Source organism: Collinsella sp. CLA-ER-H3 (assembly GCF_040092425.1).
Classification (GTDB): domain Bacteria; phylum Actinomycetota; class Coriobacteriia; order Coriobacteriales; family Coriobacteriaceae; genus Collinsella.
In genome coordinates this window covers 165,256-179,875 of record NZ_JBBNLP010000001.1, presented here as the reverse complement: position 1 = coordinate 179,875, position 14,620 = coordinate 165,256, and the positions used below count along the sequence as shown (strand labels likewise).

General features: G+C 55.6%; 15 protein-coding genes. 5 read left to right on the top strand and 10 right to left on the bottom strand.

Features of this window, described 5'->3' with window-relative positions; genetic code table 11:
• Positions 1-144 precede the first annotated feature (144 nt).
• From AAAX32_RS00830 to AAAX32_RS00810, 5 genes are all read left to right on the top strand, one after another.
• A complete protein-coding gene (locus AAAX32_RS00830) occupies positions 145-1,140 on the top strand; it encodes a glutamate ABC transporter substrate-binding protein (RefSeq protein ID WP_349099630.1) in 996 nt (331 codons plus the stop codon).
• 138 nt (positions 1,141-1,278) lie between these two features.
• Positions 1,279-1,938 (top strand): amino acid ABC transporter permease, encoded by a 660-nt coding sequence (locus tag AAAX32_RS00825; RefSeq protein WP_117640236.1) that lies wholly within the window; start codon positions 1,279-1,281, stop codon positions 1,936-1,938.
• Positions 1,935-2,768, top strand: coding sequence for an amino acid ABC transporter permease (locus AAAX32_RS00820; protein WP_117758387.1), 834 nt, complete (start codon positions 1,935-1,937; stop codon positions 2,766-2,768). The genes AAAX32_RS00825 and AAAX32_RS00820 overlap by 4 nt, the downstream gene beginning before the upstream one ends.
• A gap of 36 nt (positions 2,769-2,804) precedes the next feature.
• Complete coding sequence (locus tag AAAX32_RS00815; RefSeq protein WP_349099628.1) at positions 2,805-3,569, top strand: amino acid ABC transporter ATP-binding protein; 765 nt, start codon at positions 2,805-2,807, stop codon at positions 3,567-3,569.
• An 87-nt stretch (positions 3,570-3,656) separates the two neighbouring features.
• Positions 3,657-4,466 carry a gamma-glutamyl-gamma-aminobutyrate hydrolase family protein gene (locus tag AAAX32_RS00810; RefSeq protein ID WP_349099627.1) on the top strand — a complete coding sequence of 270 codons (810 nt, stop codon included), beginning with the start codon at positions 3,657-3,659 and terminating at the stop codon, positions 4,464-4,466.
• A 100-nt stretch (positions 4,467-4,566) separates the two neighbouring features.
• Here AAAX32_RS00810 and AAAX32_RS00805 read toward each other — a convergent pair whose 3' ends face one another.
• The 10 genes from AAAX32_RS00805 to AAAX32_RS00760 all read right to left on the bottom strand — a co-directional run bounded on the left by AAAX32_RS00805 (position 4,567) and on the right by AAAX32_RS00760 (position 14,582).
• Positions 4,567-6,186 (bottom strand): ABC transporter ATP-binding protein, encoded by a 1,620-nt coding sequence (locus tag AAAX32_RS00805; protein ID WP_349099625.1) that lies wholly within the window; start codon positions 6,184-6,186, stop codon positions 4,567-4,569.
• A complete protein-coding gene (locus tag AAAX32_RS00800) occupies positions 6,179-7,471 on the bottom strand; it encodes a radical SAM protein (protein WP_349099624.1) in 1,293 nt (430 codons plus the stop codon). The genes AAAX32_RS00805 and AAAX32_RS00800 overlap by 8 nt, the downstream gene beginning before the upstream one ends.
• Positions 7,472-7,492: 21 nt before the next feature.
• Entirely contained in the window at positions 7,493-8,311 is an 819-nt protein-coding gene (locus AAAX32_RS00795) for a hypothetical protein (RefSeq protein WP_349099622.1), read from the bottom strand.
• Entirely contained in the window at positions 8,295-9,119 is an 825-nt protein-coding gene (locus AAAX32_RS00790; RefSeq protein WP_349099620.1) for a hypothetical protein, read from the bottom strand. Before AAAX32_RS00790 ends, AAAX32_RS00795 begins: the two co-directional genes overlap by 17 nt.
• On the bottom strand, positions 9,116-9,841 hold the full coding sequence (locus AAAX32_RS00785) for an ATP-binding cassette domain-containing protein (RefSeq protein WP_349099618.1): 726 nt from the start codon (positions 9,839-9,841) through the stop codon (positions 9,116-9,118). Before AAAX32_RS00785 ends, AAAX32_RS00790 begins: the two co-directional genes overlap by 4 nt.
• 342 nt (positions 9,842-10,183) lie before the next feature.
• Positions 10,184-10,513 carry a helix-turn-helix domain-containing protein gene (locus AAAX32_RS00780; RefSeq protein ID WP_089572320.1) on the bottom strand — a complete coding sequence of 110 codons (330 nt, stop codon included), beginning with the start codon at positions 10,511-10,513 and terminating at the stop codon, positions 10,184-10,186.
• Positions 10,514-10,521: 8 nt separating this feature from the next.
• A complete protein-coding gene (locus tag AAAX32_RS00775) occupies positions 10,522-11,082 on the bottom strand; it encodes a hypothetical protein (protein ID WP_349099616.1) in 561 nt (186 codons plus the stop codon).
• Positions 11,083-11,312: 230 nt separating this feature from the next.
• Positions 11,313-11,669 (bottom strand): Hpt domain-containing protein, encoded by a 357-nt coding sequence (locus tag AAAX32_RS00770; RefSeq protein ID WP_199578285.1) that lies wholly within the window; start codon positions 11,667-11,669, stop codon positions 11,313-11,315.
• A gap of 23 nt (positions 11,670-11,692) precedes the next feature.
• Positions 11,693-13,573: an HD domain-containing phosphohydrolase gene (locus tag AAAX32_RS00765; RefSeq protein WP_349099614.1), complete on the bottom strand. Its 1,881-nt coding sequence runs from the start codon at positions 13,571-13,573 to the stop codon at positions 11,693-11,695.
• A 211-nt stretch (positions 13,574-13,784) separates the two neighbouring features.
• A complete protein-coding gene (locus tag AAAX32_RS00760; protein WP_349099612.1) occupies positions 13,785-14,582 on the bottom strand; it encodes an alpha/beta hydrolase in 798 nt (265 codons plus the stop codon).
• Positions 14,583-14,620 lie beyond the last annotated feature (38 nt).

Below are 14,620 nucleotides of genomic sequence, written 5' to 3'. Positions count from 1 at the left end.
CAAAATAAACCTGTCCCTTTTTGGTAGGTAGAATTACCCATAAGGTAAGTATGTTTCTGAGTTATTTCGTGTTGACCCATTTGAGCGCGATGGGGTATAACTCTACTCAACCGCTAGGGATTTTTTTGAGAAAGGTGTTCTACCATGAGCAAGAACCTCTCCCAGCAGGTCGTTCTCGACCGCCGCGGCTTCGTTGCCGCCACCTTCGCAACCGTCGCCGGCCTTGGTCTTGCCGGCTGCTCCGACACCAGCGCCGAGGCCGACAAGGGTTCCGCCGCCGGCTCCTCCAAGAGCTCCGAGGATACCGAGGCTTCCACCACGCTCGATGCCAAGGCATTCGACAAGCTTGTCGACAACGGCCCTAAGGCCGATGACGACGCCATCGCCGCCAGCACCTGGGCGACCGCCGTCAAGGACGCCGGCGTCTTTAAGATCGGTGGCGTTCAGACCTCCACGCTCTTCTCCCTCCTCAACGAGAAAGACGGTCAGACCCGCGGCTTCGATGCCGGTATCGCACAGCTCCTGTCCAACTACATTCTGGGCGAGAACAAGGTCGAGATCACCCAGGTGACCTCGGACACGCGCGAGTCCGTCCTGCAGAACGGCCAGGTCGACGCCGTCTTTGCCACCTACACCATCACCGACGAGCGCAAGAAGCTCGTCTCCTTCGCCGGCCCCTACTACTACACCCAGCAGGCCATCCTGGTGCTCGCCGATAACGACGACATCAAGAGCGTTGACGACTTGGCTGACAAGAACGTCGCCGTCCAGTCCGGCTCCAACGGCCCCGCCATCCTGGAGGAGTTCGCTCCCAAGGCCAGCCAGCAGGAGTTCAAGACCGACGAGGAGGCCCGCCAGGCACTCCAGCAGGGTCGTGTTGACGCCTACGTCATCGACAACAACATGCAGCAGAGCGCCCTGGTCCGCGAGCCCGGCAAGTACAAGATTGCCGGCAAGCCCTTCGGCAGCAAGGAGCCCTACGGCATCGGCCTGCCGCTCGATTCCGACGGTGTCGCCTTTGTCAACGACTTCCTCAAGAAGATCGAGGATGACGGCACCTGGACCAAGCTGTGGCAGATCTGCATTGGCGACCGTACGGGCGACACCAATGTTCCCGAGCTACCCGAGATCGGCGCCTAGGCAGCGAGCCTGGTAACGGCCGCTACGAAACCATACGGAAACGCACGATGCGCTTTATTGCGCTAAACTGTTTCCTCACTGAGTTGTCGGGGCTTCCGTACACACGGGAGCCCCTTTCCTTACCGGCGGGAGGTCCGCATGAGTCTCTCCGAGCTCTGGTCGCTCTATGGCCAGAACTATATCGACGCGCTGCTAGCAACCTGGGGTATGACGCTTGAGTCGTTTGTCATCGCCATGGTGCTGGCCGTCGCCGTCACTGTGATGCGCGTGTCGCCGCTCAAGCCGCTGCGCGTCTTTGGCGACCTGTATGTCCAGGTCTTCCGTAACATCCCCGGCATCGCACTGCTCATTATCGTCGTCTACGCGCTGCCGCCGCTCAAGGTCGTCCTGCCCTACCGCACCTGCGTTATCGTCGCCACGGTGTTGCTGGGCTCGGCATTTGGCTCCGAGAACTTTATGAGCGGCATCAACACCGTCGGTGTCGGCCAGGTGGAAGCCGCCCGCTCGCTGGGCATGAGCTTCAGCCGTATCCTCGCCAAGATCGTGATTCCGCAGGCGCTGCGCTCGAGCGTACTGCCCATGACCAACCTCTTTATCGCCGTCATGCTCACCACCGCGCTCGGCAGTCAGGTGCCGCTTAAACCGCAGGAGCTCACCGGCGTGGTGAGCTACATCAACACGCGCTCGCTCGGCGGCGTCGCCGCGTTCTTTATCTCGGCGCTCGGCTACCTGGGCACGGCCTTTGTGGTGAGCCACATTGGCAACTATATCGATAAGAAGGTGAGGATCCTCCGATGAGCAAGCACTCCACCTCCGCGCTCACCATGCGCGATGCGCTCTACGAGGCTCCCGGCCCCAAGATGCGCGCCAAGATTCGCGTCGGCACCGCCATCTCACTTGTTGCCGTGGCAGCGCTCATCGCTCTGGTACTGCAGCGCTTTTATGTGACCGGTCAGCTTTCGGTCCACTATTGGTATTTCTTTACGCACCTCACCACCTGGAAGTTCCTGCTTGCCGGCTTTGAGGGCACCGTTAAAGTCGCGCTCACCGCCGGCGCAATCGCGCTGGTGCTGGGCTTGGCCCTTATGCTCGGCCGCACCAGCGACATCAAGCCGCTGCAGCTGGTCTGCCGCGTGCTCACCGATTTCTTCCGTGGCGTGCCGAGCCTGCTGTTCATCTACTTCTTCTTTTTGGTGCTGCCTCAGTACAAGATCGCGCTACCGTCGTTTTGGATGCTCACGCTCCCCGTCGCGCTCGCTGCAGCCGGCGTCCTGGCCGAGATTTTCCGCGCCGGCGTCAACGCCGTGCCGCGCGGCCAGGTCGAGGCCGCCCAGGCGCTCGGTCTCTCCAAGGCTAAAATCACCTTTAAAATCGTATTGCCCCAGGCGATTCGGTTTATCATTCCGTCGTTGATTTCGCAGCTTGTGGTCGTGGTCAAAGACACCACCGTCGCCTATGTGGTGAGCTACCCCGACCTCATGCAAAATGCCCGCGTGCTCATTACCAACTACGACGCGCTCGTGTCGGTCTACCTGGTAATCGCGGTCATCTACATCCTCATCAACGTTGCGATCAACAAGGCCGCTGTCTACGTTTCGCACAAGACCGGCGCGACCATCATCCGCTAACGCTTTACCATTTCGAGTCATAAGGAGCCGAGCACCATGGCACAGAGCACTTCTACTTCTGGCAACCAGCCGCTTATCGAGCTCAAGCACGTCGATAAGCACTATGGCGACCTGCACGTTCTCAACGACATCAATCTCTCGGTCGACCGCGGCGAGGTCGTCGTTGTGATCGGTCCCTCGGGTTCGGGTAAGTCGACCATGTGCCGCACCATCAACCGCTTGGAGACCATCGACTCGGGCGAGATCATCATCGAAGGTCAGCCGCTTCCGCAGGAAGGCAAAGACCTTGCCCGCATGCGCGCCGAGTTGGGCATGGTGTTCCAACAGTTCAACCTGTTTGCACATATGACGGTGCTGCAAAACGTCATGCTGGGGCCGGTCGACGTGCTGGGCGTGTCCAAGGAGGAGGCTCGTGAGCGCGCCATGGACCTGCTGAGCCGCGTGGGCGTTGCCGAGCAGGCCGATAAGGTGCCCGCACAGCTCTCGGGCGGCCAGCAGCAGCGCGTAGCCATCGCCCGCTCGCTTGCCATGCAACCCAAGGCCATGCTTTTTGACGAGCCCACGAGTGCCCTTGACCCCGAGATGATCAACGAGGTGCTCGAGGTCATGGTCCGTCTGGCCCAGCAGGGCATGACGATGATCGTCATCACACACGAGATGAACTTCGCCCGCCGCGTGGCCGACCGCGTCGTGTTTATGGCCGACGGCCAGATCGTGGAAACCGGCACGCCCGACGAGTTCTTCGACCATCCCCAGACCAAGCGTGCCCAGGACTTCCTCAACTCCATCAAGGGCCACTAACCCAATTGCCACGCGGGCAAATTCATCACCAGCGTTTGTCCCGCGTCACCCCTGTGCCATGTCCACCCGAATTCGAAAGCCACACCCATGATCGGAACCCGCACCTCATCGTCCTACACTCCGCACGTCAACGTCGATCCCGCCGACCGCCCGCTTATCCTAGTCGCACCACGCTGGGAAGAAGCGAAACCCTATTTGAGCGAGACGCTCTCCCCCAACGAGGAAATCGCAAGCGTCTTTGTCGACGCCATTCTTGCCGCCGGTGGCCTGCCGCTGCAGATGTCCATTACCGAAGACGTCGATGTCATCCGTCATTACGTGGAAATCGCTGACGGTATCGCTATTCCCGGCGGCCCGGACGTCAACCCCAAACGCTGGGGCGACGAGCGTCCTTACGACCCCACGCTGTGCTGCGAAATTCGCGACCGCTTTGAGTTTAAGCTGGTTAACGAGGTGCTTCGTGCCAAGAAGCCGCTCTTTACCACCTGCCGCGGCACGCAGTTGCTCAATGTCGGCACTGGCGGCACCCTGTGCATGGACGTGCCGAGCCTGGGCGCTCGCGAGGGCCGCACGCAGTGGCGCCATACCCACGTGCTCAACGACCCCGTGCACCCCGTCGAGGTCGTGCCGGGCTCGCTGCTGGAGCGCGCGGTTGGCGGGCACAGGCTGATCCAGACCAACTCGGCACACCACTGCTGCGTCGACCGTCTGGGCAAGAGCACGCGCCTGGTCGCCAAGGCGACCGATGGCGTGCCCGAGTGCATCGAGGTCGAAGGCCAGCCTTTCTGCCTGGGCGTGCAATGGCACCCTGAGTACACGTGGAAGACGCTCGAAACCGACTTTAACCTGTGGAAGTCGTTTGTCGAGGCGGCAGCCAAGGTAAAGCAGGCCCGCTAGCTTACGCTCCACACAAGCTAAAGCCTTCTATGCCAGAAGGGGGCGGGCACCAGCTACAGTGCCCGCCCCCTGAATTTGATATGCTTGGTCCACTAACCCGTCAGGCAATTTCAATCACTTCATCGCATGCCGAAATAAGCACAGGGTCGTGCGTAGCGATGACCGTGATATGTCGCCCCTTTCTTTCCTTAAGGATTTCGATAAACGCCTGCTTGCTTTGACTGTCAAGTGCAGATGTCGGCTCATCAAACATCATCACGTCCGGGTTTTTCAGCAGCTGGCGAATTATCGCTATTTTTTGCTTCTCCCCTCCTGAAATGTTGTTCTGCTTATCGTCCAGCTCGACATCAAGTCCACCACTTGAATCGACCATCTTTTTAAGCCCCATTCTCTCAATGAGGCTCTCAAGGTCACGCTCTTCAGTGCTTCTGCAGCAAAGAGTTAAATTGTCCCGTATCGACCCCTCGGTCAGGGGCGGCTCCTGCTCAGTAATCCCGATATTGCGCTTCCGCAGCGCATAGCGGTCCAGAGAGCTCAGGGGCTTATCGTTAATCCAAATATCACCCTTGCAGTTTTCTGGATCGCAACCGCTTATCACATCCAGCAGCGTGCTCTTACCGGAACCGTTCGGCCCAACGATTCCGTATACCTTTCCTTTTTCCAAGGAAGCTCGAATGTCTCTGAACGCGGTTTTTTCAGACCCAGGATAGCTATACGCCAGCTCGGAACAGCTCACCTCGTAAACATCGGCGAGGATAATGGCCCCGTTTGAGTCCTCTGGCATGTCCAGCAAGCGCCGCAAACGCTCGTAGGATACTTTTGACGTTTGATAGTCCTTGCCCAGCGCAAGGAAGAATTCAATAGACGAAGAATAATAGGAGTAATAGCTTAGCGCCGTCATAAGATAGCCAGGCAGCAAATTGCCGTCGAGAACTTCCTTTGCGCCCAGGATCAAGATCCCACCCTGTGCCAAAGATGTGACGGCAGTGTTGGCAAACGTAAAGGTCGCATTAATTTGCTGGTTCTGATAAACGCAACGATATAGCTCTGCAAAAGAGTGCTCAAGCCTTTGCTTGAAAACCTCGAATAGAACATGTCTGCGGATAAATTGTGCGTTGCTAAGCTGCTTCTCCAGATCGGAAAAGAATCGAGCCTCCTGCTCTTGAGCCTCGAAACTTCTTGCGAACAAACACTTTTTGAAAAGCGAATAGACCGCGCCACCTATTATGCCCAGAGCCATACACAGCATTGCCAGGTGACCGTTTATGGTCGCCAGGACAACAAACACCACAAGCAACGTCACTATATTGCTCACGCTTTGGACACTTGCGTTTATAACAAATATCACCAAATCGTTAGCGTCATGATTAATCTGTTGGTTGTAATATGAGGCATCAAAATTAGAAAAGAAGGCCCGTGGTAGTCTTTGAACGTGACTTATCACCTCTTCATTCAATGCAAATCCCACATGTGTTTGCAGATCGACATAGACCAGCTCACTGACGCAATTCAAACCGGCTCGCACAATACCCAGCGCTGCTATCTCAGCGCCGATGGCGATTGCGCTTTCCCCATCTCGCGCGACACCGACAAAGTTGTTGACCAGTTGTCCCGTCAGAAAAGGAATTGCGAGACCAACCACAAGCGAGAGCAGGCACATTAGAAGATAGGTTATATACTTTGGATTCTTGATTATTGTTCTTGCGCAGAGATTAAACATGAGCTGAATCCAGTTCCGAAAGCAATCGCTGAGCCTTCTCGGTCAAAATCATTCGTTGGCGCACCTGATACCTTTGAGATACGCACTGTTTTGACCCTCCATGAAGAGCGTGATTAGGGCAACCTCCCATGCATGAGGGATAGGCAAAACACTCTTCACACTCATGATCGCTCGGCTCATAGTTTAGCCATTGGACCAGCTGAGCATTCATCCTCGGCCCTTCGGCAAGCGTGCCGACGCAGCGTTCACGCATCCCGATTTCGTCCCAACATTTATAAAGATAGCCCTCCGGATCCACTACAAACGACCCTGCACAAACGGCGCCACATATAGCCGGATTAAAGCGCACCGTCAGGTCAACGTAGAACCCCCTATCAACTGCATGACTATAAAAGTCCAGCTCTTCCTGAGAAAACGCCTCCATCGAAAAACAACTACTGTCACTTGGGCACGTATCGTTAATATTGTCGACAGGCGCCAGATAGAATCCAACCTTGTTTTTAAGGCCCTTTTCCTCGAGTGCATCCAGCAAATCGCCAGCACCGACAATGTTATGGGCATCGACATTGCACCTGATAGAAATATCCAACAGATGCGTGACTTTAGAAACGTTGTCTAGAATCGCATCGTACGTCGGCTGTCCGTTCCGCAAGAACCGCCGAGAATCGTGGTCCTTTCGAGACCCGTCCAAGGTTATTTGAGCCATCTTGACGTCACAAGCCGCGAGAGTCTCGGCCACTTCTGGCGTCAGAAGATATCCATTTGTAACGATGGATGCCGAATAGGAGCACTCTGGATTAAGGATTGCCTTTATACGCTCCGTAAGCCGCTGAATTCTATCGACTTGCAGCAACGGCTCTCCACCATACCAACTGATCTCAAGCTCGCTCAGCCCCCGTGAACGCTCCTTCACGAATGAGACAAGCCGGTCTTCAACCTCCGGAGTCATTGTCGTTTTGCGTTGTCCTTTTTCATAACAGTATGGGCAACAGAAGTTGCACTCCAATGTCGGGGCTATCGTCATGCCTAGAGAACGATTGGAAAATCGAACAAGACGGCCCATCGCCTTCATTTCCTCTTTTTCGTCACGATCATCTTCTAGCAGCATTCCTCCTTGAAGCAACGCTTCGCGCAATTCATTTGGCTCCCATTCGGTTCCCGATACCATGCGGCACATACTTTCTGCATGTTGTTTATCCAACGAAAGGATCGCACCGGTCTTCGCATTCATCACCAGCGTTCTTTCGCCGTGGTTTTCAATCAGGTTGTATTGAGACGGCCTCATATGTTTATCCCTCACAAACAATCAAAGAAATCTCGACCGCAATTGGTCGACGGCAAAGCAAATGGCAAGAACGCTTGCTACGTTAATCAGGCAGTCAATTAAAATCGAGGTGCATTGACCATCCTCCAACGGGGTCACGCCGCAAATCCACATGAGCATCGAGGCCGGAAGCGGAAGCATGGAATTGGCCCCGAGCTGTATGTAGATCGCTACGACGTTGACAAGCAGCAGCATGCCAATCGGGCCGAAGCCGGCCCCAAAATAGGAAACAGCGATCACGCAAGAGACCACATATGCAAGGCAGACGGCACTCGCCAGAAGAAGTCGATCGCAAAATATATTCAGGTTGAAATACTGTTGAGCATCCAAAACGATTGCACAGTTAAGACAGTACAAAACGACACTTGACAGGATAAACGCGCCCAATAGGGCGAAAGAAGACAGCACCGCTCGCGCAACGGTAACGCACGCCCGCTTCCCTCCCCGAGCCTCTGACAGCCCCCACGGCTCCTCGACAAAGCCCGAACTGACAAAGCGCGGCACAATACAAGCAGCGATGAACGGAAAGAACAATGCATGAGCCAACGGGGCTACGTTGAACAGCAGACCGCGAAAAACCTCTGCATTACCAAATAGAAGGGCATCCTCCGCCGATAGCCGAAGCGTCGGGTCTGGGAAAAAGCCCAAGAAACTGTTCTCACGGAGGCCACAGAGCCACATCGGGAAAGAATTAAGCTGCAATACCACCATGCACGCATAAATTACCAGGATTAAGGCGTACGCCCATTTGCTCACATGCTTCCATTCTGAATGGAGGAATCTTTTAATCTGACGAGCCATTGAACACACCCCCGGCACGAAAGCTCACGAGAGCGTAAATCAATACCGATAGACAGCTGGCTGCCACGCCATATCCCAGAAGCGTCAGCTGGCCCATATCGCTATACCCAAGGGCACATCCGACTCCAAGATACGGCCCCGGAAGAAGGAAAATCCATCGCAAGGATGGTATAGGTGCCTGAAGGAAGGCTCCGTAGAGCGTCAAGCTCATGACAAATCCAACTATCACCACGGCCCCGCTCAATACAGCGCTGCCCGTTATCCGATAGATAGTCACCGTCTCCAGCGCAACCGATATCACCAATACGGCGTTGACTATCATTGCAGGCAAAAATACAGTTAGTATGTTGTGCGAGTAGTTATGCCCTCCACGTATTATGGCTATTGCAAAAAGAAGAAGGCAAAGCGCGCTATACGCTGCGCCAATTATTAAAGCAGACGAAAATGCATGGGCTAGAGCCCCATAAAAGCGGTTGAGACCTCTTGCCGAAGAAATTCGGTGCCCCTCTTTATAGCCATGCTCCTGTAAAAGCACCAAACAAACGATGAGTGGAACGAACAGGGATGTACCGGCAAAAGCGCTGCGCGCAAGGGACTCATCAGGCGCAGAAGGATCGATTGCATTCCAGAGGAAACCAATATCCTCCCCACAAACGCCATAGCCAAAGGCTAGCAACGTTGTTCCGTTTTTTAGAAAGATGCCGAAGAGAAGGCCGAACGTCAGCATAAGCGCAAGACCAAACTGCGCCGGAAATATCCTGTGCAAACGCATCATATCCGCCTTTATGGGATGGATCGCCCGCTTCATAGCGAGACCGCCTTCATCAAGCGCCTGTAATACTCTTTTAGGGACGACGCCTCATCCCTTATGACGTCCATCGATTCCTTTTTTAGCAGTTCGCCGTCATGAATAAACAGGCAGCTTGTTGCAACCGATGCCAACTCATCCAAATCATGACTAGAGATGAGCATGGTCTTACCCTGCTCTCGATTCAATCGACCGATAAGGGCCCATATACTCTCGATGCCCAACGGATCCAATCCATTTGCCGGCTCATCGAAAATTAGTACGTCGGTGTCGCCCAATAAAGCCGTAGCTATATCCAGTCGCCGTTTCATTCCCAGAGAAAAACTGCTCACGCTCTTTTTCTCATCGACGTCCAGCCCGACTAGGCCCAAGACGCGAGGAACCTCACGTTTCTCATCGAGCCCCCATTCCGCACATCGGATCCGAAGATTTTCAGCCGCACTGAGGGATTGGTATGCTCCGCTGGAATCTGGCACATAGCCGACACGCGTCCGCATCAGGCTCAGCTCTTTTTTCGACTTGCCTCCAAAGAGCTCCACGCTCCCCGACGATGGCTCACAGAGGCCCAGCACTATTTTAATAAGCGTGCTTTTGCCCGCCCCGTTTGCACCAACAAGGGCGCAAAGCTCAGACTGATCCACCTCGAAGGAAACGTCATGCAACACACGCCGTTTTCCATAGCGCTTTGACACCATTGATAGCTTTATCGCTGATGCGCTCATTGGCCTCCCGTTCTGCTTGATAACAAAACCGCTGCTGCCAGACTGTCGCCTGGCAGCAGCCGCAACTGCTAGAGATTAACTAAACAGTAGTTATTGCTGCAGTTATTGACGCAAGTGCGTGCTCCACAGAATTTCTTGCAGTAACCGTTACACCCACCACCGGGGTCCACATAACTCGGTTTGACAATCCAGCTCATATCGTTCCTCCTTTCTCTTATCGTTCGTTCTTGATGTTATTGTTTGCCGATAACTTATATTTGTCAAGATAATTAATAAACAAAGAACCCGTGTTAGACACGGGTTCCGCTACACTGATATTTCGTTATAGTTGTTCGCTTTATGCTACTCGTCGCTCAAATCGACAGCGAAGACTGATGTCGGAAGTGACGCCTCGTTGCCTCCGCCATCCCGCATCTGCCTCACGACATTTTTTGCGCGTTCGACAATAAGCTCCTCAAGCTCTTTCTCACTCACGCGCTGAATAATATCTCCCGGTTGACAATCAAGTTCATCGCAGATATCGAGAAGCGTCTTAAGGCGAATAGCCTTTATTTTTCCGTTTCTTAGCTTAGAAATATTAGCCGGAGTATGCCCCGTGGCACGAATCAGATCAGCGCTGGTCTTTCCGGTCTTAAGCAGCTGCGTCTCAAGCTCGATGATGAGATAGCTCATGTTTCCTCCTACACAAGCTCGTCAGACTGCTCTTGGAGCAGCGAGGCATAGCTCCAGATCACCGAGACAAACAAACAAACAGCCGCGCCGATAAGCGACCCCGCGTCAAAGGCAACGCCCTGGCAAATCGCGATAACGAAGGAATGGGGCACGACGCAAAGCTCCAGGCCGCCAATGGTGAGATTGACCGATCCATAGGCACCAACAAGCGAAACCGCGGCGTTAACAGCAAAGGCAAACGCGAGAACACGGATAAGCCGCACATGCGCCCTGGTAAAGGGCGATACGCCCCGCGAAATGTCACGGCTGATTCCGCACAAAACGACAAGCGAAATACCCATGACAAGCGCCATGCACAGTCCGCTTGGGATAACGATGCACCCGCCATTGAGAAGCGTCACAACACCGAAAGAATCGACAGAAACAACGTTTGCAACCGCACACCAGATCACGTAAACAACCAACGCGGCAAAAGCGACGAGCATTCCCGCAAAAACGACCGCCATGCAAAAGCCAAGCTTCCTTACAGTCTCGCCCGCCTTGGCCATACGCTGAACGCTGTTGGACATACACTCACCCTCATCGAATCTATCGTTATCCGAATAGTTTATCGAACAACGATATGGATTGCATGCGGAAAGCCCCGCCAGTGCGCATAGCCCATTCACTAATCAGAAGGGGTGAGAGTGGATTTTTGGACACGTATCGAACGAGAGTGGATAATCTCCCACTTTGAGGCCGCCACCAGGCCTAAAACGGGAGATTATCCACTCTCATAGCCATCAAGGCTCACAGCCTCTTACTCGGCCACCTCGCGCAGGGCCGACATCGTAGCCGCATATTGCTGCTGCAGCGCGTGCATTCCCTCGCGAGCGCCGTCAACGGCATCGGCGCCGCGCAGCGCTTCGGTCACCACGACCGCCGGCTCGTACAGATTATCGAATCCCAGGTTCTGGCTCACGCCCTTGAGCGTGTGCGCTGCCATAAACGCACCTTCGGCGTCTCCTGCCGCCATGGCGGCCTCCAGCTTGTCCATGCTCTCGTCATCCAAAAACTTGAGGGCAAAGCGGGCAAGCATTTCCTCGCCCATCAGCCGAGCGCACGCGTCATCATAATTAGCGCCGATCTTCTCATACGCCTCACGCATGGAAATCATGGATTAAAACTCCTTTGGTCAAACTAAATCGTGGGAAACGCGACAACGTCGGCGGGGCGTGCCAACGTCTCGGCAATACGGTCTTGCACCTCGAGCAGGCAGTCGAGCAACAGCGGGTTAAAGGTGCCGCACTTGCCGTCCAGGATCATCTGGATCGCCTCCTTGTGCGGGATAGCGTCCTTGTACACGCGCACGCTCGTCAGCGCATCGTACACGTCGGCCACCGAAACCACCTGCGCGGCAATGGGAATTTCATCGCCCTTAAGGCCATCGGGATAACCCTTGCCGTCCCAGCGCTCGTGATGCCAACGCGCAATCTGGTACGCATATTCCATAAGCGCATTGCCGGCGTGATGGCTACCCAGCTCAAGCAGCATATCGGCGCCGATCGTGGTATGCGTCTTCATAATCTCGAACTCCTCGGACGTAAGGCGTCCGGGCTTGTTGAGAATCGCATCGTCAATCGACATCTTGCCGATATCGTGCAGCGCCGAAGCCAAGGCGATCGTAGAGCGTTCCTCATTGTCGAGGGAGACCGTGCCGCTACGCTGGACCAGACAGCCAAGCAGCAGCTCGGTCAGCTTCTCGATGTTCGTAACGTGCCTGCCGCTCTCGCCGTTGCGAAGCTCCATGACGCCGGCCATGATGTCGATGAGCATGCGACTGTTCTTGACGCGCTCGTTGTACTGCTGGGACAGCAGGCTCGTCAGGCGGCGCTGTTTGGCGTACAGGCGGATGGTGTTGCTTACGCGGCGGCGCACGATACGGGAGTCAAACGGGCGGTTGATATAGTCCGAGGCGCCCAGCTCGTACGCGCGCAGAACCATATCATCGGAATCTTCGCTCGAAATCATGATGACAGGCAGATTGTCGATACCCGTTCGGCGCGACAGATCGGCCAGCACCTCAAAGCCGCTTATGCCCGGCATGACAATGTCCAGCATCACGAGCGACAACTCATCGCCATAGCGGTCGACCATGTCGAGCGCTATACGACCGTTATCGGCCTCGAGGATGCAATACTCGTCCTTGAGCATCTCGCTGAGAATGGCTCGGTTCATCTCGGAGTCATCGATAATAAGCACCGAGGGCTTTTCGCTTTGGAAGGCCTCGATGGAATCGGCATCGGTCACGACCGTACCGGCTTTTGCCTTAGCGCGGCTCAATAACTGGGCAGCGCGGCCAACGCCCTCATCGACCGTCTCGCCATGAATGCGAACGCCACCAACACATGCCGTCAAGCTCACGTACTCATGGCCCGGAATAATCGTGGAACGAACGGCATCGGACACCTGATGCAGGCGACGGGTGAAGTCATCGGAGGGAATATTGGGCATGACAACCACAAACTTGTCGCAGCCATAGCGCACAAGCTCGTCAGTCGAACGAATTCCGCTGCGTATGGCTGTCGCCACAGCACCGAGCGCAAGGTCGCCGGCATGACGGCCACATGTATCGTTGAAGACCCTAAAATCATCAAGGTCGATCATCGCAACGCCGGCATTCATGCGGGCGCTTCGGAGCTTTTCCTCGTAATATCGGCGATTGCGCACACTCGTCAGCACGTCGGTGTAGACAAGGTCCTCTTCTGCGGCCTCTTGCTCATCGATCGGACGCACCATCAGCAAGACGTGAGGCTCGCCCTCGACCTTCAGAGGGCGCAGACGGGCGCGGTACTCAATACCATCATTGAGCAGCTGCTCCGACACCTCACCCGAATCTGCCAAGGCCTCAAGACTCGACTGACGCAGACAAGGGCAGCGATCGCCGGCGAGCAGGCAGTTAGGCTCGCTCTTAATCTGATCGGCCGACAGCAAACGCACCACGGGGTAGGTCTTCGCGACGCGGGCGACCTCGGCGGCAGCCTCCTCGTCGGTTAGATTGACCTCGTGATTATTGAGCATATGGGGCCCTTTCGATAGTTTCGCATGGTAGCGGTGGGTTCCAAATGCTACAAGGGTAACACCTTGTCGATGCAGGTAAGTACGTGAATGCTGTTACAGTTTTATGAGTTGGCAGGCGGCGCGATTGAAGTCGCAGACGTGAGGTTTTGAGCACATTTGTTAACACGGCCGAAACGTTTGCGGATGGAGCCTGCTTTGGCTATTGCGGGTGCTAGAACCCCAGGATGCCACGGACAGTCTGGGCAGCCGCTGCCGGACGATCGCGCAGGCCGTTGTGCGCCCCGGGAATCGTTACGAGGGGGCAATCGAGATATTTGGCAGCCGCTCGCGTGCCAGCCTCGCGGGGCGTGCCAATCGAGAGCTCGCCCAGGAGCGCGGCGGCCACCGTTTTTGACGCGCGAACGCTATCCCAATCGGGAACGCAGGTCATAGTAATCCCGTATTCGTTTGCCATGAAACTGCGGCCGTTGCGCAGGGCATGCTTGGCTTCTGCTTCGGTCGTTCCAGGAGCCTCGGGGTCCAAGTCGCCGAGGGCTCCCAAGAAAAGCCGGAGCGCCCTTGAAACCTTCCCAGCCGCAATCATATCGAGCAAAACCGGAGCTGCGCCCATGCCGACGCCTTCGGCCGACACAGCCGGCTCATGCAGAATCGCACGGGCGACGAGGTGGGGTTCGGTACGAAGAAGCTCCAACGCCACCAACGTACCGGCGCTGTGCGCAAGCACATTTGTCGGAGCGCCAACGTGTTCGATCACGGCTTGCAGGTCGGCGGCCTGAGCGGCAAGATCATAGCTGCCGTCTGCCGCATCGCTGCTGCCACCACAGCCGCGGCGGTCGTAGGCAATTACGCGGTAGTTGCGACTGAGCTCACAAGCGATGCTGTCGAAAAATGTGCCGTCGACACAAGCGCCGTGCACGCACACCAAGGCAGGAGTATCAGGCGACACATCCGGGCCGGCATATTCGCGACAGGCAATCGTGGTGCCCGCATTCTCGACCGTAAAATCCATGTTGTACCCCCGTCATCAATGCTCATCCAGTTGCACGT

What these genes read in the sequence shown, in the direction of transcription:
- AAAX32_RS00830 (WP_349099630.1), top strand. Translation starts at nt 145, where the DNA reads ATGAGCAAGAACCTCTCCCAGCAGGTCGTTCTCGACCGCCGCGGCTTC.
- AAAX32_RS00825 (WP_117640236.1), top strand. Translation starts at nt 1,279, where the DNA reads ATGAGTCTCTCCGAGCTCTGGTCGCTCTATGGCCAGAACTATATCGAC.
- AAAX32_RS00820 (WP_117758387.1), top strand. Translation starts at nt 1,935, where the DNA reads ATGAGCAAGCACTCCACCTCCGCGCTCACCATGCGCGATGCGCTCTAC.
- AAAX32_RS00815 (WP_349099628.1), top strand. Translation starts at nt 2,805, where the DNA reads ATGGCACAGAGCACTTCTACTTCTGGCAACCAGCCGCTTATCGAGCTC.
- AAAX32_RS00810 (WP_349099627.1), top strand. Translation starts at nt 3,657, where the DNA reads ATGATCGGAACCCGCACCTCATCGTCCTACACTCCGCACGTCAACGTC.
- AAAX32_RS00805 (WP_349099625.1), bottom strand. Translation starts at nt 6,186, where the DNA reads ATGTTTAATCTCTGCGCAAGAACAATAATCAAGAATCCAAAGTATATA.
- AAAX32_RS00800 (WP_349099624.1), bottom strand. Translation starts at nt 7,471, where the DNA reads ATGAGGCCGTCTCAATACAACCTGATTGAAAACCACGGCGAAAGAACG.
- AAAX32_RS00795 (WP_349099622.1), bottom strand. Translation starts at nt 8,311, where the DNA reads ATGGCTCGTCAGATTAAAAGATTCCTCCATTCAGAATGGAAGCATGTG.
- AAAX32_RS00790 (WP_349099620.1), bottom strand. Translation starts at nt 9,119, where the DNA reads ATGAAGCGGGCGATCCATCCCATAAAGGCGGATATGATGCGTTTGCAC.
- AAAX32_RS00785 (WP_349099618.1), bottom strand. Translation starts at nt 9,841, where the DNA reads ATGAGCGCATCAGCGATAAAGCTATCAATGGTGTCAAAGCGCTATGGA.
- AAAX32_RS00780 (WP_089572320.1), bottom strand. Translation starts at nt 10,513, where the DNA reads ATGAGCTATCTCATCATCGAGCTTGAGACGCAGCTGCTTAAGACCGGA.
- AAAX32_RS00775 (WP_349099616.1), bottom strand. Translation starts at nt 11,082, where the DNA reads ATGTCCAACAGCGTTCAGCGTATGGCCAAGGCGGGCGAGACTGTAAGG.
- AAAX32_RS00770 (WP_199578285.1), bottom strand. Translation starts at nt 11,669, where the DNA reads ATGATTTCCATGCGTGAGGCGTATGAGAAGATCGGCGCTAATTATGAT.
- AAAX32_RS00765 (WP_349099614.1), bottom strand. Translation starts at nt 13,573, where the DNA reads ATGCTCAATAATCACGAGGTCAATCTAACCGACGAGGAGGCTGCCGCC.
- AAAX32_RS00760 (WP_349099612.1), bottom strand. Translation starts at nt 14,582, where the DNA reads ATGGATTTTACGGTCGAGAATGCGGGCACCACGATTGCCTGTCGCGAA.